Raw genomic sequence first — 21014 nt, forward strand, 5'->3', positions numbered from 1 at the left:
ACCGGTCTTCGTGACGGCCTTCGGCTCACGCCGAAGCACGTTTGCGCGCAGTCGTGCTCTTCGCCGCCGACTTGGTGCCGGACTTCGCGGTGGACTTCGTCGTCGGTGTCTTGGCGGTCGTCGACTTCTTCGCCGTCGACCGTGAGGCGGTCTTCTTGGCGGGTGCCCTGCCCGTCGTGGACTTGGGCTTCTTCGCGGCCGCCTTCTTGGGGGGTGCCGCGGCCTTCTTCCTCGCTCCGGTGCCGCCCGACTTCTTGCGGCCGGTGAGCGAGGTGACCTCGGCCATGGAGCCCTCCGCCGACTCCTCGCCCGGTTCGCGTTCCTCGGCCGGCGTCGCCTCCCCGCGGGCCTCCTTGGCCTCCCGGACGCTCTTCTCCAGTGCGGCGACCAGGTCGACGACCTTGCCGCCGGAGGCCTCGGCCTTCGCGGGCTCCAGGGTCCGGCCCTCGGCCTTCGCCGCGATGAGTTCCTCGACGGCCTCCCGGTAGTCGTCGTGGAGCGATTCCATGTCGACCTCGCCGAGGGTGTCCATCAGCGCGTCGGCCAGGTCGAGCTCGGCGTCGCGCACCGTGACGTCGGCCTCGGGGGCAGCCCCCTCGGGACTGCGGATCTCGTCCGGCCATAGCAGGCCGTGCATGGCGATCACGTCGTCGACCACCCGCAGCATGCCGAGCCGTTCCCGCCCGCGCAGCGCGTACTTCGCCACGGCCACCTTCCGGCTCCTCTTCAACGCCTCCCGGAGCAGGGTGTACGGCTTGGCCGCCGGGACGCCGTTGGCGGAGAGGTAGTACGCCGCGTCCATCTGGAGCGGGTCGATCGAGGTCGCGGGCACGAAGGCGACGATCTCGATCGTCTTGGCGGTGGGGAGCGGGAGCGAGCCGAGCTCCTCGTCGGTGATCGGGATCATCGAGCCGTCGGCGTCCTCGTACGCCTTGCCGATCTCGGCGGCGCCGACCTCCTCCCCGTCGATCTCGCAGACCTTCCGGTACCGGATCCGCCCGCCGTCGGAGAGGTGGACCTGGCGGAACGAGATCGAGTGGCTCTCGGTCGCGTTGACCAGCTTGATCGGGATGCTGACCAGCCCGAAGGAGATGGCGCCGTTCCATATGGATCTCACTGTTCGCCCCTTGTGTGCGCATGAGGTCTGGATGGATGCGTTGAATACGTACGAGCCCCGCTCGATGCCCGCCCTGTGCCTGTATGCACGGAAACCATGTGACTCTTATCGTATGACGCCGATCACAGAGGTGGAGGGGCGACGGCTGGCGCTCAGCAATCTCGACAAGGTGCTGTATCCGGCCACCGGCACCACCAAGGGCGAGGTGCTCCACTACTACGCGACCGCGGTGGCGCACCCCCTGCTGGCCCATCTGCGCGACCGGCCCGTGTCCTTCCTGCGCTATCCGGACGGGCCCGACGGGCAGTGCTTCTTCACCAAGAATCCGCCGCCCGGTACGCCGTCCTGGGTACGGACCACTCCGGTGCCGCACCGCGAGGACGAGCAGGCCAGGCAGGTGGTCGTGGACGACCTGGCCTCGCTGATGTGGGCGGCCAACCTCGTGGTGGAGTTCCACACCCCGCAGTGGCGCGCCGGGGCGCCCGGGACCGCCGACCGGATGGTGTTCGATCTGGACCCGGGGGCGCCCGCGACCGTGGTGGAGTGCTGCGCGGTGGCGCGGTGGCTGCGCGACCGGCTGGCCTCGGACGGGCTCCTCGCCTGCGGGAAGACCTCCGGGTCGAAGGGGCTGCATCTGCTCGTGGCGGTGGAGCCGACCCCCGCCGAGCAGGTGTCGGCCTACGCGAAGAAACTGGCCGTCGAGGCCCAGGAGGCGCTTCCGGACCTGGTGGTCCACCGGATGACCCGCGCGTTGCGGCCGGGAAAGGTGTTCATCGACTTCAGCCAGAACGCGGCGGCGAAGACGACCGCCACCCCCTACACCTTGCGCGCCCGCCCCGAGCCGACCGTCTCCGCACCCGTCACCTGGGAGGAGATCGAGGAGTGCCGGGCGCCCGGAGAACTGGTCTTCCTGGCAGGTGACATGGCGGCCCGGCTGGCACGGCACGGCGATCTGCTCGGGCCGCTCAACGACCCCGGACGGGCTCGGCCGCTGCCGACGAGGGGCTGAGGGCGCTCTCCGGCCCCGGCGGCTGTCGCCATGCCGCTGCCCGCCATGTCCGTGCTCGTGTCCCCGCCCGTGTCCGTGCTCGTGTCCGCGCCCACGTTCACGCTCGTGTCCGCGCCCACGTTCACGCTCGTGTCCGCGCCCACGTTCACGCTCGTGTCCGCGCCCACGTTCACGCTCGTGTCCGCGCCCATGTTCGCGCCCGTGCCCACACCCCTGTCCTTGCCCCTGTCCTTGCCCGTGTCCATGTCCGCGACCGTGCCCGTGCCCCGCTTCTCCCGTCCCCCAGCCTCTCCCGCCCCGACTCGTTGTGGTTTTCTTGACCAGCCACGATCAAGCGTGTGCGACGGCGGCGGAACGGAGACCCGCTGCGGACGCGCACACCACCGGGCCCGGTGGCAGCCGTACCGACCGTTCGGCACGACCACAGGAACGGAAGTGATCACGCGCGTGCGCATTCCCCGTCCGCGGACCGGCCGACGGGGGGCGGACGGCCGGTGGCAGCCGTTCGCGGCCGGCGTCCGACGGGCAGCCGGCCATGGTCCCGCGACCGGCGGGGCCGGACACCGGAGGAGAACGTTCCGCCCGGCGGTCCGATAGCGCATGACGAGAACTTTGTCATGTCCGTCAGGAAAAGAACGCATGCAGAGGGCACACGGTCGGACCGTGGTGCACACTCTGGCAGACACTGCTTCGTGTGAATCGCGTGGGGAGGCGAGGGCGTGTTCGCAGGGATCGACGAGGTCGACTGGGCCTCGATGGAGCATGCCTACGGGCCTGCCGATGACGTACCGGCGATGCTGCGGGGGCTCGCCTCCGACGATCCGGTGGTACGCGAGACGGCACTGGACGGCATGTACGGGGCCGTGCACCACCAGGGCGAGGTGTACGCCTGCACCCTGGCCTGCATTCCGTTCCTCTTCGAGCTGATCGTGGATCCGGACGTCCAGGACCGGGGCAGCGTCGTGGAGCTGCTCACCAGCATCGGCGGCATCGATCTGGGCGAGGACGACGAGGACGAGATCGCCGAGGAGGAGATCGAGGGGGCGGCGAACTACGCGATGGCGGCGACCGCCGTCACCGCGGGGTCCGGGGTGTTCTGCGAGCTGATGGCGGACGAGGACCCCGGGGTGCGGCTCGCCGCGCCGCTGGCGCTCGCCGGGCTCCACAGCCACCCGTCGCGGGTGCTCGCGCTGCTGCGGGAGCGGCTGCCGGTGGAGCCGTCCGAGGAGGTACGGCTCGCGCTGGTCGAGGCGGCCGGGCGGGTCGCGCTGCGGCACCGTTCGCTGGCCGGGGAGGCTTCGGTCTGGCTGACCCGGCTGACCGGCGAGGGGTTCTCGCCCGGGCTGCGCCTCGCCGCGCTGGCCCAGTTGGCGCGGTGCGCGCCGGACGCGCTGCCGGGCGATGTCGTACGGGTGGTGACGGGCCTGCTGCGGCAGCTGCGCCAGGCCCCCGCACGGCGCTCGGCCCCGAGCGCCTACGGCACGGGTGAGCCCCGGCCCGGCCCGGCCGCCGATGTGATCGCGGCCCTCGACGCACACCCCGAGGTGTCCGGCGCCGGGGAGCCGCCGACGGAGGAACGGGCCGCGCCCGCGGCCCGGCTGGGCCAGGCCCGGGCGCTGTCCGGCGAGGAGGTCCCGGCCCGCTCCGCGCCCTGGACCGCGGATCTGCTGCGTACGCTCCACACCGGCCTCGACGACCGGGTCGCCGAGCGGACGGCGCTGCTGACCGATCAGCTGCGCAGCCCCGACCACCAGCAGCGGATCGACGCGCTCCGGATGAGCAGTGCGCTGATCCGGGTCTGGCGGGGGTCCTACGACGAGCTGGTCCGGCTGGTCGGCGAACAGCTCGCCACGCCCGAGCCCCGGCTGGCCGGCGCCGCGGCCCAGGTGCTGGAGGACCTCTTCGGGCTGGCCGCGCCCGCCTCGGACGCGCTGGCGGCGCGGGTCGCGGCGGATCCCGCCTCGTGGGTACGGGACTGGCCCAGCGGTCCCCCGGCGCTCGGCAGCGCGGTGAAGTCGCTGGCCCGCCTCGGCGACCCCCGTGCCGTACCGGCGCTGGCCGCGGCCCTGGAGCGGCGCGAGATACCCCACGACGTGGGGTTCGTCATCGGCTTCCTGGGGCCGGCGGCGGCCCCGCTGGCGGGGGTGCTGCGCCGCAGGCTGGGCGAGGTCCGGCTGGACGAGGCGGCGTACGACCGGGCGAGCCCGCTGCTGATGGCCCTGACCGCGATACCCGCCGACGAGGCGGTGCCGGAGGTGCTGCGGGTGCTGCGCGGCGCCCCGGCCTACCGGGGCGAGTGGCTGCGCACGGCGGCGCTGCGGGCGCTCGGTTCGTTCGGGCCCGCCGCGCGTGCCGCCGTACCGGATCTGCGCGTGCTGCTGCGCGACCCCGGGGCGGTCTCGGCGGTGGAGGCCGTCGAGGCGGCCCAGGCCCTGTGGGCGGTCGACGGGGACACCGACGCCGTACTGCCGGTGCTGACCGAGGGGCTGCGGGCGGGACGTGTCCACGAGATGCGCGCCGCCGTCAATGCCCTGGCCGGACTCGGGGCGCGGGCGGCGACGGCCGCGCCCCGGCTCCGTGCGCTGCTCCACCACGAGGAGTTGTGGCTGCGGGTGGACGCGGCGGCCGCGCTGTGGGAGGTTTCGGGGCGGCCCGAGGAATCCGTTCCGGTGCTGCTGGCGGCCTGGGAACGAAGCCGTCAGTCCCGGGTCCGCGTGGCGCGGTGCCTGGCGCGGATGGGGGCCGCCGGTGCCGGGCCGGACGCGGCGGGGATGCTGCGCGCCGAACTCGCCTCCGTACGCCGCCACAACGCGATGGACGGCGCCTTCGGCAGCCACGACACATACGACGACGAACAGCTGCTGACGTTCTGTCGGCAGGCGCTTTTGGGCGACACGGGGAAGGGACCCACGAAGTGATCATCTTCGGTACGCGGGGATATCTGTACCAGCTGGCCGTGCTGACGCTGGTCTGCGGCTGGTGCGGCAATCCGGCCGCGCACACGCTGCGCAAGCGGGTCACCAAGTTCACGCTGTTCTTCGTGCCGCTGTTCCCCTTCTCGACGAAGTTCGCGACGCAGTGCACGTTCTGCGGCGGGGAGCAGCAGATACCGAAGGAGCAGGCGGAGCAGCTGCTGGCACAGCACGCGGCCGCGCAGCAGGGCAACCCGTTCGGGCAGGCGCAGGGGTGGGGGCAGGCGCAGGGGCAGGGACACCCGGGGTACGCGCCGGGCGGGCCCGAACAGAACCCGTACCAGAACTGAGACCGACCACCTGCCGTACCGGCGGCCTCGGTGATCAACACGTCACGGTCCGCGTTCCACGGCCCGGATTCCGTTCATGGAACACCGACTTCCGGTCACAATCCGGTCAAGCCCGCTTCACCGTCACTTACTCCGCCGCATCCGGTCTGACAACATCACCGGAAGGTCTGAGGCGAGGGTGACAGCAGAGGCTTGGGGGAAGCCGAGTGACGACGTATGGGGGGCGTTTCGCGGCGCGTTCGGGGCATTCGGGGCGTGCCGCGCTCGTCCTGGCGAGGGCGCGCGCGCATCGCCCGTTGATCATCGCTGCGCTCGTCACCGTCCTGCTGACCACGTCCGTGCTGGCGGCCCTGGCCGCCTACTCGACCGCGATCGGCGACGCGGCCCTGCGCCACTCGCTGGCCGAGCCGCGCAACGCCGCCGATGCCGCGCTGGTCGTCAAGGCCGAGGTGGCGGCCGATCGTCGCCGGGCCGCCGACACCGCCGTACGCGACGGAGCCCGCCGGATCTTCGACGGGCTGCCGGTGACCGTGCGGACGCTGGTGCGCTCCGGCCCGTACGCCCTGCCCGCAACCACCCGGCCCGGCGACAGGCCCGACCTCACGCACTTCGCGGCGCTCGACTCCACGCAGGTGCGGATCAGCGAGGGGCGCCTGCCACGCGCGGGCGCGCCGGAGGTCGAGGTGGCGATGCCCGAGACCGCCGCGCGGCGGCTGCGACTGGCGCCGGGCGCCCGCCTCACCGTCACCGACCGGCTCGACGGGCCGCCCGTGCGGATCCTCGTCACCGGCGTGTACCGGCCCGTCGACCCGGCCTCCCCCTACTGGCTGCTGGACGAACTCGGCGGTCGGGGCGTACGGACGTCCACCTTCACCACCTACGGCCCCCTGCTAACGACGCCCTCCGTCGTCACCGGCGACCGGGTGAGCGCCGGAGGGTCGGCGTGGCTCGCCTCCGCCGACTTCGCCCGCCTCACCGCCGACCGCATCGGCGCCCTGCGCACTTCCGCGCGCACCGGCCCGGCCACCCTGCTCGAACTGCCCACCGGAGACGACAGCAAGGGCGGTACGGTCGGCGGGACGACCACGAGCACCGCCCTCCCCGAGGTCCTCGACCGCGTCGAGCGCTCCCTGCTCGTCTCCCGCTCCACCCTCCTGATCGTCGCCCTCCAGCTCGCCCTGCTCGCGATCTGCACGCTGCTGCTCGTGGCCCGGCTGCTCGCCGCCGAACGCACCGGCGAGACCCGACTGCTGCGCGCCCGCGGCGCCTCCCGTGCCACCCTCGCCGGCCTCGCCGCCCGGGAGGCACTGCTGCTGGCCGGGCCCGCGCTGCTGATCGCCCCGCTGCTGGCGGGCCCGCTGATCCGGCTGCTGGCCGGGCAGGGGGCGCTGGCCCGGCTCGGGCTGGAGCTGGAGGTGCCGGCCGACGGACGGCTCGGGGTATGGCTGACGGCGGCCGGCGTGGCGCTGGGGTGCGCGCTCGCGGTGACCCTGCCGGCGGTCGCGGCGACCGGCTTCCGCGCGTCCCGCGCCCGCGCCCTGCCCGCTCCGCTGCGGGCCGGGGCGGACCTGGGGCTGGTGGCGGTGGCCGGGGTCGCCTACTGGCAGCTGGCCCGCCGCACCTCGGGCGCGGTGAGCGCGGACACGACCGGCGCCCTGGGCATCGACCCGCTGCTGGTCGCCGCGCCCGCCCTCGCGCTGCTGGCCGGCGCGGTCCTGACGCTGCGTCTGCTGCCGTTGGCCGCCCGGCTCGCCGAGCGCCGGGCGACGGGCGGGCGGGGGCTGGCCGCGGCGCTGGCCGGCTGGCAGCTCAGCCGCCGCCCGGGGCGCGGCGCCGGTCCCGTGCTGCTGCTCGTCCTGGCCGTGGCACTCGGCGTACTGGCGATCGGCCAGGGCTCCTCGTGGGAGCGCTCGCAGGACGACCAGGCCGACTTCGCGGCGGGCGCTCCGGTGCGGGTCCTGGGCACCGACGGCGGCGAGCTCGGCCGTACGCAGGATTACGCGGCCGTGCCCCATGTGCGCGAGGCCGTCCCCACCGCGCGGACGACCCTGCCGCTGTCCGGGCGCCGCACGGCGACGGTGCTGGCGCTGGACACCGCGCGTGCGGCGGACACCGTCCTGCTGCGCCCCGACCTGGCGCCCGCCCCGATGAAGCGGCTGCTGGCGGGGATGGGTCCCGGTGAGTCGGCGGGCGCGCGCGTGCCCGCCGGGGCGACCCGACTGACGCTGACGGCGACCCTGGCCGGTTCGGCACGGGGCACGAAGAGCACGGCGACCGTGACCCAGACGCTGGAGGACGAGCACGGCGTCCCCTACCCGTTGCCGTCCGGCGAACTCCCCGCCGACGGGCGCCCCCACCCGCTGTCCGTCGAACTACCGAGCAACCACGGGCCGTTGACGCTCACCGGGGTGGAGCTCGTGCTGCCCGTGCCGCCCCTCCGAGCCGAACAGCAGACCCTGACCCTCGACGCCCTGACCGCGACAACCGCCGCCGGCACGGAACGGCGAGTGCCCCTGCCGGCGTCCTGGACGGCGGCCTCCGGCACCCACGGGCCGGGCTCGTCCGGCTCCAAAACCGCGCCGACCCGCCCGCGCGTCCGCCCCGCCGCGCACCCGACCGTGGTGTACGACACGGGCTACGTCCCGTCCTACCAGCCCTGGCTCAGGCCGTCACTGACACTGCGCATGCAGGTGACACAGCCCAGGACCACCGCGGTGGCCGCCCTCGCCACCGACCGCTTCCTCGCCTCCACCGGCGCCCGGCCCGGTCAGACGATGGACATCGCCTTCGACGGGCAGAACGTGCCCGTGCGGATCGTGCGCGCCCTGCGGCAGCTGCCGACGACCCAGGGCAGGGAGCAGGACGGCGACGGCGGCGCCGTGCTCCTCGATCTGCGCGCCGTGAACCGGGTCCTCCAGGCGCGCTACGGGGCCGCCGTCACGCCCACCGAGTGGTGGCTGCGGCCGGACTCGCCGTCGGACGGCGCGGGCATCGCCACCGCTCTGCGCGCCCGGCCCGACCTCGATCCCGGGCAGATCGTCGTGCGCGACGAGATAGCCGCCGAGCTGCGCGACGACCCGTTCGGGGCGGGACCGGAGGCCGCGTTCACCGCGGCGGCCGGGGCGGCGGCGGTCCTGGCCGCGCTCGGGTTCGCGGTGAGCGCGGCAGGGGCACTGCGGGAGCGGAACGCCGAGTTCGCGGTCCTGCGTGCGCTGGGCGCCCCACGCCGCCGGCTGGCCCGCGCCGTCGCGGCCGAGCAGGGCGTCCTGGTCGCACTGGCGCTGGCCGTGGGCACCGGCCTGGGCATCGCCCTGACCCGCGCAGTGCTGCCGCTCATCGTCCTGACCGGCGAGGCCGCCCGCCCGGTGCCGGATCTGCTGGTGGCACTGCCGCCGCTGCGGGTGGCCGCCCTGCTGGCGGCCGTGGCCGCCGTCCCGGTCGTCGTCGTGGCGCTGCTGGCGGTGCGCCAGGCCGATCCGGTGCGGGTGCTGCGGGAGGGGGAGTGACATGGTGATCCCGTTCAGGCGTGCGGAACGTGCCGCCGCCCCCTGGGTCCGCACCCGTCTGCGGTCGGCTCCCGGTGCCGCGCTCGCCCTCGCGCTGCTGGTGGCGGTGACCGCCTGCCTGGCCGCCGCGTTCCCGCGCGCGCTGGAGCGGTACGAGGACGCGGGCCTGCGCCGCTCCGTCGAACAGACGCCCGCCTCCCAGCGCGTGGTCCATCTGTCCGCCCCGGCGCCCCTGACGGTGGAACTGTCGCAGGAACAGCGCGAGCAACTCATGCGCCCCGACACCATGAAGCACGACTACGACAGCATCCTCGGCACGGTCCGGCGCCCCTTCGTCCCCGACCTCGGCCAGTCGTCGTACGGCGTGACCACTTCCGTGAACCACGAGGTGCCCGACCCCTGGCTGCCCCGGCCTAGCGGGCTGCCCGCCCGGGTCGCCCTCGTCGCGCAGGCGGGCCTGGCCGACCACGCCCGGCTGCGCGAGGGCCGTATGCCCCGCGCGTCCGGCACGGTCACCGCGACGACGCCCGAGGTGGAGGCGGCGGTCAGCACGGACACCGCCAAGAGCCTGCGCATCGAGGTCGGGTCGGTCCTGCACGTCCCCGGCGCGGACCAGAGCACGCTCACCGTCCGGGTCACCGGCATCGTCGCCCCGCGCGACCGGGACGGCGCCTACTGGGCGGCGGACCCCCTGCTGCGCACGCCCGCGCTGACGCGGATTTCGCCCGCCGACCCCGACTCGCCCCGGTACTGGCTCGGCACCCTGCTGCTGGCGCCCGAGGCCGCCCCCGTGCTCCTGGGCGTCGAGGAGCTGCCCAAGCGCTACTGGCGGCTGGCCCCCGCCCCGAACACCCTGAACCAGCGCGACCTGGGCGCCCTCGAATCCGCGGTCGCCTCCCTGGAGTCGGGCCCCAGTCTCCAGCAGGTGCGCGAGCGCGCCGACCTCCTCACGGGGGCCTCCACCGACCTCGACGACGTGCTCGCCTCCTACTCCCGCCTGCGCTCCGGTGTCTCCACACTGATCTCGATCGCGGCGTTCGGCAGCGGTACGGTCGCTGTCGTCGTCCTGGCGATGGCGGGCGGACTGGCCGCCGACCGCCGCCGCACCGAACTGGCCCTGCTGCGCGCCCGCGGCGCCTCGTTGCCGGGTCTCGCCACCCGTCTGCTCGCGGAGACGGCGGTGGTCGCCGTCCCGGCCGGGGCGCTCGGCCTGGCCGTGGCGATGTGGGTCCTCCCCGGCGCCCGGGCCCTGCCCGCGGTCCTGGCCGCCCTCGCGGTCACGGTCGTCGCCTGCGCCGCCCTCCCGCTGCGCGCGGCCGCCGTCCACCGGCATGTCCACGTCCCCGCGGTCCGCCAGGACGTGACGTCCATGCGGCCGTCCCGGCGACGTACGGTCGCGGAGCTGACGCTGGTGACGGTGGCCGTCGGCGCGGTGGTGACCCTGCGGCGGGAGGGCACGTCCGGCGGGTCCGGCGATCAGCTGATCTCGGCGGCGCCCGTGCTGGTGGGGATGATCACTGCGCTGCTGCTGGTCCGCCTCTATCCCCTCCCCCTGCGTGGCCTGGCCGGTCGGGCCGGGCGGCTGCGCGGGGTGGTGAGCCATCTGTCCCTGGCCCGGGCCGCCCGCGGTTCCGCGTCCGCGGTGCTGCCGCTGCTCGCCCTGCTCACCGCCCTCACCACGGCCGCGTTCGGCGGCTCGGTCCTGGCGGGCATCGGCGAGGCCCGGGACCACGCGGCGCTCCTCGCCGTCGGGGCCGACGCCCGACTGGAGTCGGCGGTGCGTTCCCTGCCCGCGGGGCTGCCCGACCGGGTGCGCCGGGTTCCCGGCGTGCGGGCGGCGACGGCGGTGAGCGTCGCGTACCGGACGAAGCCGAACGACGGGCGTCAGGCGGTGCCGGTGGTGGGCGTGGATCCCGGCGGCTACGCGGAGCTGACGAGACGGACGGGGCTCGGTGCCTTCTCCGAAGAAGTGCTGAGGAAGGACCGGGGCGGCCCGGGGACCGACGCCGCGCTGCCCGCCGTGGCCTCCCCGGGCATGGCGGACGCCCACGGCTCGGATCCGTTCCCCGTCAGCACGGAGGACGGCAGCACCGTCACCGTCCGTATTGTCCTCGTCCGGGACATCACTCCGGCCGTGCTGGGCGCCGACTTCCTGGTGGTGGACCGCTCCGGCCTCGGCGCCACGGCGGCCACGCCGACGACGCTGCTGGTGACGGGCCCGGACGTGGACGGCCGTGCCCTGCGCGAGACGGCCGGGGACGCGGTGTCGGTCCACCTCCGCGCCGACGAGAGAGCCCGGTACGTGGACTCCCCGCTCCAGTCCGGTGTGGAGCGCCTCTACACGGCGGCGGTGGCGGCAGGCGCCGGCTACGCCGTGCTCGCACTGCTCCTGTCACTCCTGCGCGCCGCTCCCGAGCGCCTCGCCCTGCTCGCCCGCCTCCGGACCATGGGCCTCACCCGTTCGCAGGGCCGCCGCCTGCTCGTCCTGGAGTCCCTGCCCCAGGCCGTGCTCGCCGCGGCGGGCGGCGTCCTGACCGGTTGGGCAACGATCCGTCTGCTTTCCCCCGGCATGAACCTGACCGCAGTGGCCCTACCGCTCTGGGCCGCGCCCCTGGAACAGACCCCGCTGCGCACCGACGCCTGGTCGCTGACGGTGCCGGCGCTGGTCGTGGTGGCGGTGACGGTGGGGATCGCCGGCGTACAGGCGTGGTGGGCGGGGAGGCGAGGAGCGGTGCGGGAGTTGAGAGCGGGTGACACGAAGTGAGAAGGGCGGCGCGCCCCGTCCCCGGCGGCCTCGGTGCCAGGTCCTGGGGGCTCCGGCTGTCCCGGCCCCCGACCCCGGCGGACCCGGCTGTCCCGGCCCCCGACCCCGGCGGACCCGGCCTCCGTTCCGGCGGCCTCACCCGCACGCCGCGGCCCCGGCGCGCCCCCGGCCGGCCGCGGCCCCCCATCGACCAAGGAGCCCGATGACGACGAACCCCACCCTCGCCGAACTGGCCGACAAGGCGACCGCCACCCGCGACCGGCCCGCCTACGGCCACGACGCCCTCATCACCTGCGACCGTCTGGTCCGCATCTTCTCGGTGGAAGGCGTGGAGGTGCAGGCCCTCCAGGGACTCGACCTGCTCGTCCGCGAGGGCGAACTCATGGCCCTGGTGGGCGCCTCGGGCAGCGGCAAGTCCACCCTGATGAACATCCTCTCCGGCCTGGACACCCCCACCGCCGGGGCGGCCCAGGTGGCCGGCCACAACCTGCTGGCCATGACCGCGAAGGACCGCCTGTACTACCGGCGCAAGGTGGTCGGCTTCATCTGGCAGCAGACCTCCCGCAACCTGCTGCCGTATCTCACCGCGGCCCAGAACGTCGCCCTGCCCCTCCAGCTGGCCGGCGGGCGTCGGCGCTCCCGGGCCCGCGCCGAACGTGCCCTGGAACTGCTGGAGTTGCTCCAGGTCGCCGACTGCCGAGGCCGCCGCCCGCACGAGATGTCCGGCGGTCAGCAGCAGCGGGTCGCGATCGCCGTGGCCCTCGCCTGCGATCCGGCGGTGCTGCTCGCCGACGAACCCACCGGCGAGCTCGACTCCCACACCGCCGAGCAGATCTTCGCCGCCTTCCGCACGGCGAACGAGGAGCTGGGCACCACGATCGTCATCGTCACCCATGACCGCGCCGTGGCCACCGAGGTCCGCCGCACGGTCGCCATCCGCGACGGCCGCACCTCCACGGAGGTCCTGCGCCGCAGCGAGGTCGACGAGACCACCGGCAACGAGACGCTGGTGGCCCGCGAGTACGCCATGCTCGACCGGGCGGGCCGCCTCCAGCTGCCCGCCGAGTACACGAGTGCGCTCGGCATGCGCGACCGGGTGGCGCTGGATCTGGAGCAGGACCACATCACCGTATGGCCGGACGACAGCGGGCACAGCTGATCGTCGGCCGTGACCGGACAGCGGTGCACGGGCCGCCGACGACCCCGGCCCCGGCCCCGGCCCCGGGTGACGAGGAGCAGGTCGGGGGAGGCCGTCGACGCAGTCCTGACAGGCGATGGCTCGGCCTACTCCCCCGTCTCGTCCCGTATCTCCCCGTCGCGCAGTTCCAGCACCCGGTCGGCCAGGTCGAGCAGCGTCGCGTCGTGCGTGGCCACCAGCGCGGTGACCTGTTCGCTGCGCACGACCGCACGCAGCAGTTCCATCACGGCATGGCCGGTCTCCGCGTCCAGCTGCCCGGTGGGCTCGTCGGCGATCAGCAACGAGGGGTTGTTGGCCAGGGCGCGGGCGATGGCGACCCGCTGCTGCTGGCCGCCGGAGAGCTCGCCGGGCCGCTGGGCCGCGTGGTCGGCGAGGCCCACCAGGGACAGCAGCAGCTCGACCCGCTCCTCGCGCTCCCGTACGCCGGCACGGCGCATGCGCATCGGCACGCCCACGTTCTCCGCGGCCGTCAGGATCGGGATGAGGCCGAAGGACTGGAAGACGAAGCCGATCCGGTCCCGGCGCAGCGCCAGCAGGCCGTCCTCGCCGAGCTCCGACAGGTCCAGACCGTCCACGGTGACCCGGCCCCGGTCCGGTGCGTCGAGCCCTCCGACGACGTTCAGCAGGGTGGTCTTCCCGGAACCCGAGCGCCCCTTGAGCGCGACGAGCTCACCGCGGGGGATGTCGAAGGAGACGCCGCGCAGGGCATGGACGGCGGCGGCTCCCTGGCCGTACGACTTGTGGACGTCCTCGACGCGCACCATGGTCCCCGCGACAACCTGGCTCATGTGTCCTCCCTTGATCCCCCGTGGGCCGGTCGTCAGTATCGCGGCCTTCCGCCCGGCCCTCAATGCTTCTACGGCCCTTCACCCGCCGCGGGACCGATCCCCGAGGGGAGACGCATCGGCCGAGGTCGCGGAGTTCCTTCGGTGCCCCATGTCCTCCGGAGGGCCCATGCCGCGGGCGAGCTGTCGGTCCATGTGCCGAACCTTCCGGGCGAGGACCCGGGAGCCCACGCGCGACCGGCCGGACCCCGCACCCGTCCGTGCGAACCCGCCACCGTACGCGTCGCGAACTCGTCACCGTCCGTACGGAAAACGGGGGTCGCCGTGCGCGCGACGGCATCGATCGGAACCCCCTGTACCGCACCCGTACACAGCCAGTACTAAATAGGAATAAACGACTTCCCTCCGCATAAGGTCTAGTGCTGTGGCCGGAAAGGTTTGCCGGGTGGCTCGCGGCGTCCGGTGCGGTGCGTCGCAAGGCGGAGGATCGCCCTCGTACGGGACGTACTCGGGTGATGCGACAACGCGGCGAGGTGCCGTGCCGGGCGTCGCAAGCCGGTGGACCTTTCCGGTCGCAGCACTAGGGGCATGGGCCAAGGGAAGGGAGCGTGACATGCGTCCGCGTCGCCGCGTGCGGTGCCGTACGGCGTCGGCCCTCGGGGCCGCCGCCGGTGCCGTGCTGCTGGCCGGCTGCGGTGCGGGGGGCGGGCTGCGGAGCAACGGACCGGCCCCGCAGGCCGTCGGGCCCGCCCGGCTCTGGCCCGAGCTGCCGCCCGCCTCCGCCGCCCCGTACGACTACGGCGAGGGCGAGACCGCGCGCATCCCGGGGATCGAGGTGCCGGACGGCGACGTGCACCGGCTGGACCCGGTCGCGGTGGTGCGGGCCGGGCTGAAGGCGCGCTCCGAGCGGTCCGGCGGCGCGAAGGACCTCCCCGCCGAAACCGTCCGCCGCCTCGACACGTGCCGCGAGGAACCGGCCTCCTGTCCGGTGCTGCGCCCCTACTTCCGCGATCTGACCGGGGACGGCAAGGACGAGATGGTGCTGGGCATCCGGTTGCCCGACCAGCAGATCTCCGTACGCGTCTACAAGCCGGAGGCGGGCGGTCTGACCCGGATCCTGTCCACCGCGGACGCCGTGATCAGCATCGAGCTGGCCGGGCGGGACCTGATCACGCGGGTGCCGTCGGCCATCCGGGGGTACGAGTACCGCACCGCCTGGTCCTGGGACGACCGGCAGCGCGCCATGCTGCCCACACGGGACGAGATCCTGCGGATGCCCTCGCCCCGTGCGCCGCGGACCCCCGTCGAGACCGGCCCGCCGAGCCCGGTCCCGGACACCACCGCCACCCCGTCGGCCGGCGCCACCGCGGAGCGGCGATGAGACCGTACGGCCTCCGGCGGGGTGCGGCGGCCCGGCGTCATGGATCCGGCGGACGGACCGGTACGGGGCCGCGGCGCCTGCGGATCCCGGCCTGGACGGCGACGCTCACTTGGAAGTCGGCCGTCTTCATCACGGTGATGTGCTGCGCCCTCGCCGCCCTGCTCAGCGTGCTGGTGCACGGGGAGGTGACCCGCACGACCGTTGCCGAGGCCCGCGAGAAGGCGCTGTTCCGGCTTTCGGAGGTCACGACCGCGTACGAGGCGGGCGAGGCGCTGCCGCCGGGCTCGGGGATCGATCCGCCGGGGCTGCCCCCCGCCCTGCGCACGCTGGCCGCCCGGGGCGAGCGCGGCACGCTGGTCGCCGACCGCGACGGGCGTCCGGCCATGTGGGCGGCCGCCCCGGCCGACGGCGGGACACTGGCCACGACGGTCGACTACGGCCAGAGCGTCCGCACGATCAACGCGCTCGACCGGGCGATCGTCGGCTCCTCGCTGCTCGCCACGGGCGCCACCCTGCTCGTCGGCGCGTTCGCCGTCACCCGGGTCACCCGGCGGCTGCACCAGACGGCCCGGGTGGCCGGCCGGATCAGCGCGGGCGACCTCGACGCCCGGGTCGACGACCCGCGCACGGCGCACCCCTCGCGTCCGCAGGACGAGGTGGCGATCGTCGCGGGCGCGCTGGACACCATGGCCTCCACCCTCCAGCGCAAGCTGCTGGCCGAGCAGCGTTTCACCGCCGATGTGGCGCACGAACTGCGCACCCCGCTCACCGGTCTGACGGCCGCCGCCGAACTGCTGCCGCCCGGACGGCCGTCCGAGATGGTGCGCGACCGGGTCAGCGCGATGCGGGCCCTGACGGAGGACCTGCTGGAGATCTCACGGCTCGACGCCCGTACGGAACAGGTCGAACTCGACGTGTTCGAACTCGCGCCGCTCATCGAGCGCGTGGTGCGCGCGTCCGGGACGAAGACCGAGGTCCGCCACGGGAAGACCGCGACGGGGGCGGGCGCCGGTACGGCGGCCGGGGCCGCGCGGCGGCGGGAGCACACGCCCGCGCGGCTGCCCGTGCCGGTACGGGTCGAGACCGACAGACGGCGGGTCGAGCGGGTGCTGGGCAACCTGATCGCCAACGCGCACAAGCACGGCCGGCCCCCGGTGCTGCTGACGGTGGACGGGCCCACGGTGACCGTACGTGATCACGGGCCCGGCTTCCCGGAGTACCTGCTGGACGGCGGCCCGCAGCGGTTCCGTACCGAGAGCGGCGGCAAGGGGCACGGCCTGGGGCTGACCATCGCCGTCGGGCAGGCCGCGGCGATCGGCGCGGAGCTGACCTTCGCCAACGCCCCGGACGGCGGCGGCGCGGTGGCACGCCTGACGCTCCCGGAGTACGCACGGCCGGACGACGACGGGACGTGTGCCCGAGCGTCGGAGAGGGAAACGGCGGACCGCGTACGGCGGCCGGACGGCGACGAAGCCGCGCGCGCACGGCGGCCCGACGAGGCGACGGCACGGGACGGGAACGCGAGAGCGCAGGACGGGAACCCCGGCTGACGCGCCCTGGTGGACGGGCTTCGCACGCCGGGCCCGACCGCCGGGCCCGGCTGCCATGCCCGACCGACGCGCACGGCCGACCCGCACGCCCGACGATCCCGGCCGCCGTGCCCGGTCGGCGTCCCCGGTCGGCGTCCCCGGCTGACATTCCCGCTATGACATAAGGGAAATAGCCCCCGCATCTTGCTACGTTGCGTGGCATGACCGTAACGACGGCGGACACACCCCCGCCCGCTCTGCGTCTGCCCAAGCGGCGCGGGGTCGAGTTACTGCTCCTCGTCGGTGCCGTCCTCGTCCCGGTCTACGGCTACGCGGCCGTCGGGCTGGCCAGGAACGGTGCCGTCCCGCCCGACGTGGCAGGATACGGCGGCGGGCTCGGCCTGCTCGCCCTCCTCGCCCATCTCGCGGTCCGCTTCCGCGCCCCGTACGCCGATCCGCTGCTCCTGCCCATCGCCGTACTGCTCAACGGGCTGGGGCTGGTGCTGATCTACCGGCTCGACCTGGAGACCCCGAAGGACCAGGCCGCACCCACCCAGCTGGTCTGGTCGACGCTCGGCGTGGCGCTGTTCATCGCCGTGGTCGTCTTCCTGCGCGACCACCGGGTGCTCCAGCGCTACGCCTATCTCTCGGTCGCCACCGCGCTGGTCCTGCTGATCCTGCCGATCTTCTTCCCCCCGGTGAACGGGGCCAAGATCTGGATCCGGGTCGGCGGACTCTCCTTCCAGCCCGGCGAGTTCGCCAAGATCCTGCTCGCCGTGTTCTTCGCCGCGTACCTCGCCGCGAACCGCAACGCCCTCGCCTTCACCGGCCGCCGCATCTGGAGGCTCCAGTTCCCCACCGGCCGGGTGCTCGGCCCGATCGTGGCGATCTGGGTGCTCAGTGTCGGCGTACTGGTCCTGGAGCGCGATCTCGGCACCTCGCTGCTCTTCTTCGGCCTGTTCGTGATCATGCTGTACGTGGCGACCGGCCGGACCGGCTGGATCGCGGTGGGCCTGCTGCTGGCCGCGGTGGGCGCGTTCGTCGTCGGCTCCCTCGAACCGCATGTGCACAGCCGGGTCCAGGACTGGCTCGACCCGTTCGCCACCATCGCCGCCGGACGGGGACCCAGCCAGCTGGCCCAGTCGCTGTTCGCTTTCGCCGCGGGCGGGATGCTCGGCACCGGGCTCGGGCTCGGCCACTCCATCCTCATCGGCTTCGCCACCAAGTCGGACTTCATCCTGGCGACCGCGGGCGAGGAACTGGGCCTGACCGGGCTGACCGCGATCTTCCTGCTGTACGCGCTGCTCGTGGCCCGCGGCTACCGCGCCGGGCTGGCCCTGCGCGACCCGTTCGGGCGGCTGCTGTCGATCGGTCTCGCCTCGATCCTGGCCCTCCAGGTGTTCGTGATCGCGGGCGGGGTGATGGGGCTGATCCCGCTGACCGGCATGGCGATGCCCTTCCTCGCGCAGGGCGGATCGTCCGTCGTGACCAACTGGATCATCGTGGCGCTGCTGATCCGGCTCAGTGACCAGGCCCGCCGCCCTCAGCCCGCCCACGCGGAGACCGGGGTCATCGCGGCGGAACCGAAGGACCCGGCACCCGGGCCGAAGGGCACCGGGCCGGGGCCGAAGGGCGGGGGCGCGGCGCCGGGACCGAAGGGCACGACACCCGGACCGAAGGACGTACCGTGATCCGCTGCATCCGCCGTGCCGCCGCCCTCTGTCTCCTGCTGCTGGTGGCCCTGCTGCTGAACGCGGCGCGCATCCAGGTCTTCGAGGCCGACAGCCTCGACGAGAACCCCGCCAACCGCCGCCTCACGATCACCCGTTACAGCCAGGCGCGCGGCGACATCCTGGTCGGCGGGACGTCCGTCACCGGCTCCAGGAACACCGGCGAGCAGCTCGCGTACGAACGCACGTACCGCGACGGCCCCGTGTACGCGCCGGTGACCGGCTACGCCTCGCAGACGTACGGCACCACCCTGATCGAACACGCCGAGGACGGTGTCCTGTCCGGCACCGACTCGGCGCTCGCCCCGTTCCCGTTGTGGAACGAGATCACCCGGAGCCGGCAGCCCGGCGGCGACGTGGTCACCACGATCGACGCCACGATGCAGCGCGCCGCCTACGAGGGGCTCGACGGGCGACGGGGGGCGGTCGCCGCCGTCGAGCCCTCGACCGGCAGGATCCTGGCCCTGGTCTCGACCCCTTCGTACGATCCGGGGCTGATCTCCGGCACCGGTCCGTCCGTCACCGACGCCTGGCGGCGGCTGAACGCGGACAAGGGCCTGCCGATGCTCAACCGGGCGATCCGGCAGACCTATCCGCCGGGTTCCACCTTCAAGATCGTGACCGCGGCGGCGGCGCTCGACGCGAACGTGGTCGTCGATCCCGACGCCGGGACCGACACCCCGTCGCCGTACGTGCTGCCCGGTACCCGGACCACGCTCCCCAACGAGGCGGAGGACTGCGAGAACGCCTCGCTGGCCGAGGCGATCCGGGTCTCCTGCAACACCGTGATGGCCGAACTGGGGGTACGGGTCGGTCTGGACGGCATGGTCGACGCGGCACGGCGGTTCGGCTTCGACGACACCGGGCTGCGGATCCCGTCCGGGGTGGTCAAGAGCAACTTCGACACCGAGATGAGCGACGACCAGCTGGCGCTGTCGTCGATCGGGCAGTTCGACACGACGGCGACCCCGCTCCAGATGGCGATGGTCGCCTCGGCCGTGGCGAACGGCGGCGACCTCAAGTACCCGTATCTCGTGGACCGTACGACCACGAAGAACGGCTCGGTGGTCCGCCGGTACGACCCGCGCACCTACCGGCGGGCGATGAACCCGCGTACGGCGATGCTGCTGCGCGAGATGATGGTCGACGTCGTGGAACGCGGCACCGGCTCCAACGCCGCGATCGACGGCGTGACCGTGGGCGGCAAGACCGGCACCGCGCAGCACGGCATCGACAACTCGGGCCTGCCGTATGCCTGGTTCATCTCCTGGGCGCAGTCGCCGGACTCGGGCCGCCCGGCCGTCGCGGTCGCCGTGGTCGTGGAGGACGCCGCCGCCCACCGGGCCGACATCAGCGGCGGCGGCAGCGCCGCCCCGATCGCGCGTTCCGTGATGGAAGCCGCCCTGGGCATCCTGCGAGACTGACCGCGCGGCGAATACGGGGACCGCGCGGCGAATACGGTCCGCGTGGCGGATACGGGGGTGACCGCGTGACGGGCATGACCGGTACGGGCGATGCGGGCGCGGTGGTCTCGGCGCTGGAGCGGATCGGGCGGGACGACCCGCGTCTGTCCGCTTTCGTCGAGGTGTGGCACGAGCAGGCGGTCGCGGACGCGGAACGCGCCGCCCACCTCCCGCTGGGCGCCCTGCCGTTCGCCGTCAAGGGGCGGGCCGGGATCCGCTCGTACGCCGCCCGACGGCTGATCGCGGCCGGTGCGGTGCCGGTCGGCTCGACCTCGGTCCCGGGCCCCGGCACGCCCTGGCAGACATGGGGGCTGGGCGCACACGGCCGCACGGTCAACCCGTGGCGGGCCGACCGCACCCCGGGCGGGTCCTCGGCGGGCTCGGCGGTGGCGGTCGCGGCGGACATGGTGCCGCTGGCCACCGGGAGCGACGGGGCGGGGTCGGTACGGATCCCGGCGGCGTGGTGCGGGGTGTTCGGCCTGAAGACGACGAACGGTCTGCTGCCCTCGCCCGACCGGACCGGGCTCGCCTCCGCCGGGGTGCTGACGCGCTCGGCGGCCGGGGCCCTGACGTACCTGCGCTGCGTACTGGACGCGAACCGCGGCCGGGGCCCGGAGGGCCTGCCGGGCGTCCCTGGCGGACACCGCCACCGCGTCCCCGAGGCGGACCCGCAGGCGGCGCCCGCCCTCCCGGTCCCGGCCGTCTTCAGTCCGGACCTGGGATACGCGGACATCGAACCGGAGGTCGCGGCCGTGGTCCGGCGCGCCGTGGACCGCCTGGTGGCGGCCGGCGTGGTGCGGTTGACGGACCGCACGTGCGACCTGCTCGATCCCCGGGAGGCATGGCAGGAGGTCCGGGGCGGGGAGCCTTCCCCCCGCACCCGCGAACTGCGGCGCGAGAACGACCGCCGACTGGACGCGCTGTTCGCCGGCGTGCCGCTGCTGCTCAGCCCGACCACCCCGAACCGTCCGCACGGCCACGGCGGTCCCGGCGAGGTCTACTCGACCGCCCTGACCTGGGCGTTCAACCTCAGCGGACATCCCGCCGCGACCATACCGGCCGGTTTCACGACGGACGGCTGCCCGGTGGGTCTGCAATTGGTCGCGGAGTACGGGGCGGACGTCTCGCTGGTCGAAACGGCCCGTGCGGCACAGGACGCGCTGTCCACCGTGCGGTCATGACACACGCCGTCCGGTCCCGGCGGACGGCGTACATCCATTATGGCCCCGGAGAGGGCCCCGTTCCGTCGTGCCGTCGGATGATCTCGCTC

At 74.2% G+C, this 21014-nt stretch carries 13 protein-coding genes; 11 read left to right on the top strand and 2 right to left on the bottom strand.

Annotated features, from left to right (window positions below; translation table 11 throughout):
• Window positions 1-25 precede the first annotated feature (25 nt).
• Window positions 26-1117 carry a Ku protein gene (locus ACFYY6_RS05390; RefSeq protein ID WP_351628965.1) on the bottom strand — a complete coding sequence of 364 codons (1092 nt, stop codon included), beginning with the start codon at window positions 1115-1117 and terminating at the stop codon, window positions 26-28.
• A gap of 112 nt (window positions 1118-1229) precedes the next feature.
• Between ACFYY6_RS05390 and ligD the strand changes: the two genes are divergently transcribed.
• The 6 genes from ligD (at window position 1230) to ACFYY6_RS05420 (ending at window position 12817) form a co-directional block, all read left to right on the top strand.
• Window positions 1230-2126: a non-homologous end-joining DNA ligase gene (gene ligD / locus ACFYY6_RS05395; RefSeq protein WP_351520162.1), complete on the top strand. Its 897-nt coding sequence runs from the start codon at window positions 1230-1232 to the stop codon at window positions 2124-2126.
• 719 nt (window positions 2127-2845) lie between these two features.
• Window positions 2846-5044: a PBS lyase gene (locus ACFYY6_RS05400; RefSeq protein ID WP_389191753.1), complete on the top strand. Its 2199-nt coding sequence runs from the start codon at window positions 2846-2848 to the stop codon at window positions 5042-5044.
• The gene (locus ACFYY6_RS05405; protein ID WP_389191756.1) at window positions 5041-5388 is read left to right on the top strand and encodes a zinc-ribbon domain-containing protein; all 348 of its coding nucleotides are present in this window, start codon (window positions 5041-5043) and stop codon (window positions 5386-5388) included. Before ACFYY6_RS05400 ends, ACFYY6_RS05405 begins: the two co-directional genes overlap by 4 nt.
• 296 nt (window positions 5389-5684) lie before the next feature.
• Window positions 5685-8894, top strand: coding sequence for an FtsX-like permease family protein (locus tag ACFYY6_RS05410; RefSeq protein ID WP_389191759.1), 3210 nt, complete (start codon window positions 5685-5687; stop codon window positions 8892-8894).
• Between the two features lies 1 nt (window position 8895).
• Window positions 8896-11658 (top strand): FtsX-like permease family protein, encoded by a 2763-nt coding sequence (locus ACFYY6_RS05415; RefSeq protein WP_389191762.1) that lies wholly within the window; start codon window positions 8896-8898, stop codon window positions 11656-11658.
• A gap of 202 nt (window positions 11659-11860) precedes the next feature.
• Window positions 11861-12817 (top strand): ABC transporter ATP-binding protein, encoded by a 957-nt coding sequence (locus ACFYY6_RS05420; RefSeq protein WP_351520156.1) that lies wholly within the window; start codon window positions 11861-11863, stop codon window positions 12815-12817.
• Between the two features lie 125 nt (window positions 12818-12942).
• Here ACFYY6_RS05420 and ACFYY6_RS05425 read toward each other — a convergent pair whose 3' ends face one another.
• Window positions 12943-13644, bottom strand: coding sequence for an ABC transporter ATP-binding protein (locus ACFYY6_RS05425; protein ID WP_351520155.1), 702 nt, complete (start codon window positions 13642-13644; stop codon window positions 12943-12945).
• A 610-nt stretch (window positions 13645-14254) separates the two neighbouring features.
• Here ACFYY6_RS05425 and ACFYY6_RS05430 point away from each other — a divergent pair.
• From ACFYY6_RS05430 to ACFYY6_RS05450, 5 genes are all read left to right on the top strand, one after another.
• The gene (locus ACFYY6_RS05430; RefSeq protein ID WP_351524911.1) at window positions 14255-15022 is read left to right on the top strand and encodes a hypothetical protein; all 768 of its coding nucleotides are present in this window, start codon (window positions 14255-14257) and stop codon (window positions 15020-15022) included.
• The gene (locus tag ACFYY6_RS05435; protein WP_351524912.1) at window positions 15019-16572 is read left to right on the top strand and encodes a HAMP domain-containing sensor histidine kinase; all 1554 of its coding nucleotides are present in this window, start codon (window positions 15019-15021) and stop codon (window positions 16570-16572) included. The genes ACFYY6_RS05430 and ACFYY6_RS05435 overlap by 4 nt, the downstream gene beginning before the upstream one ends.
• Before the next feature lie 200 nt (window positions 16573-16772).
• Window positions 16773-18242: an FtsW/RodA/SpoVE family cell cycle protein gene (locus tag ACFYY6_RS05440; protein ID WP_351524913.1), complete on the top strand. Its 1470-nt coding sequence runs from the start codon at window positions 16773-16775 to the stop codon at window positions 18240-18242.
• Window positions 18239-19705, top strand: coding sequence for a penicillin-binding protein 2 (locus ACFYY6_RS05445; RefSeq protein WP_351524914.1), 1467 nt, complete (start codon window positions 18239-18241; stop codon window positions 19703-19705). The genes ACFYY6_RS05440 and ACFYY6_RS05445 overlap by 4 nt, the downstream gene beginning before the upstream one ends.
• 74 nt (window positions 19706-19779) lie before the next feature.
• The gene (locus ACFYY6_RS05450; RefSeq protein ID WP_389191844.1) at window positions 19780-20925 is read left to right on the top strand and encodes an amidase family protein; all 1146 of its coding nucleotides are present in this window, start codon (window positions 19780-19782) and stop codon (window positions 20923-20925) included.
• Window positions 20926-21014 lie beyond the last annotated feature (89 nt).

Source organism: Streptomyces sp. NPDC001750, assembly GCF_042892615.1.
Lineage (GTDB): Bacteria > Actinomycetota > Actinomycetes > Streptomycetales > Streptomycetaceae > Streptomyces.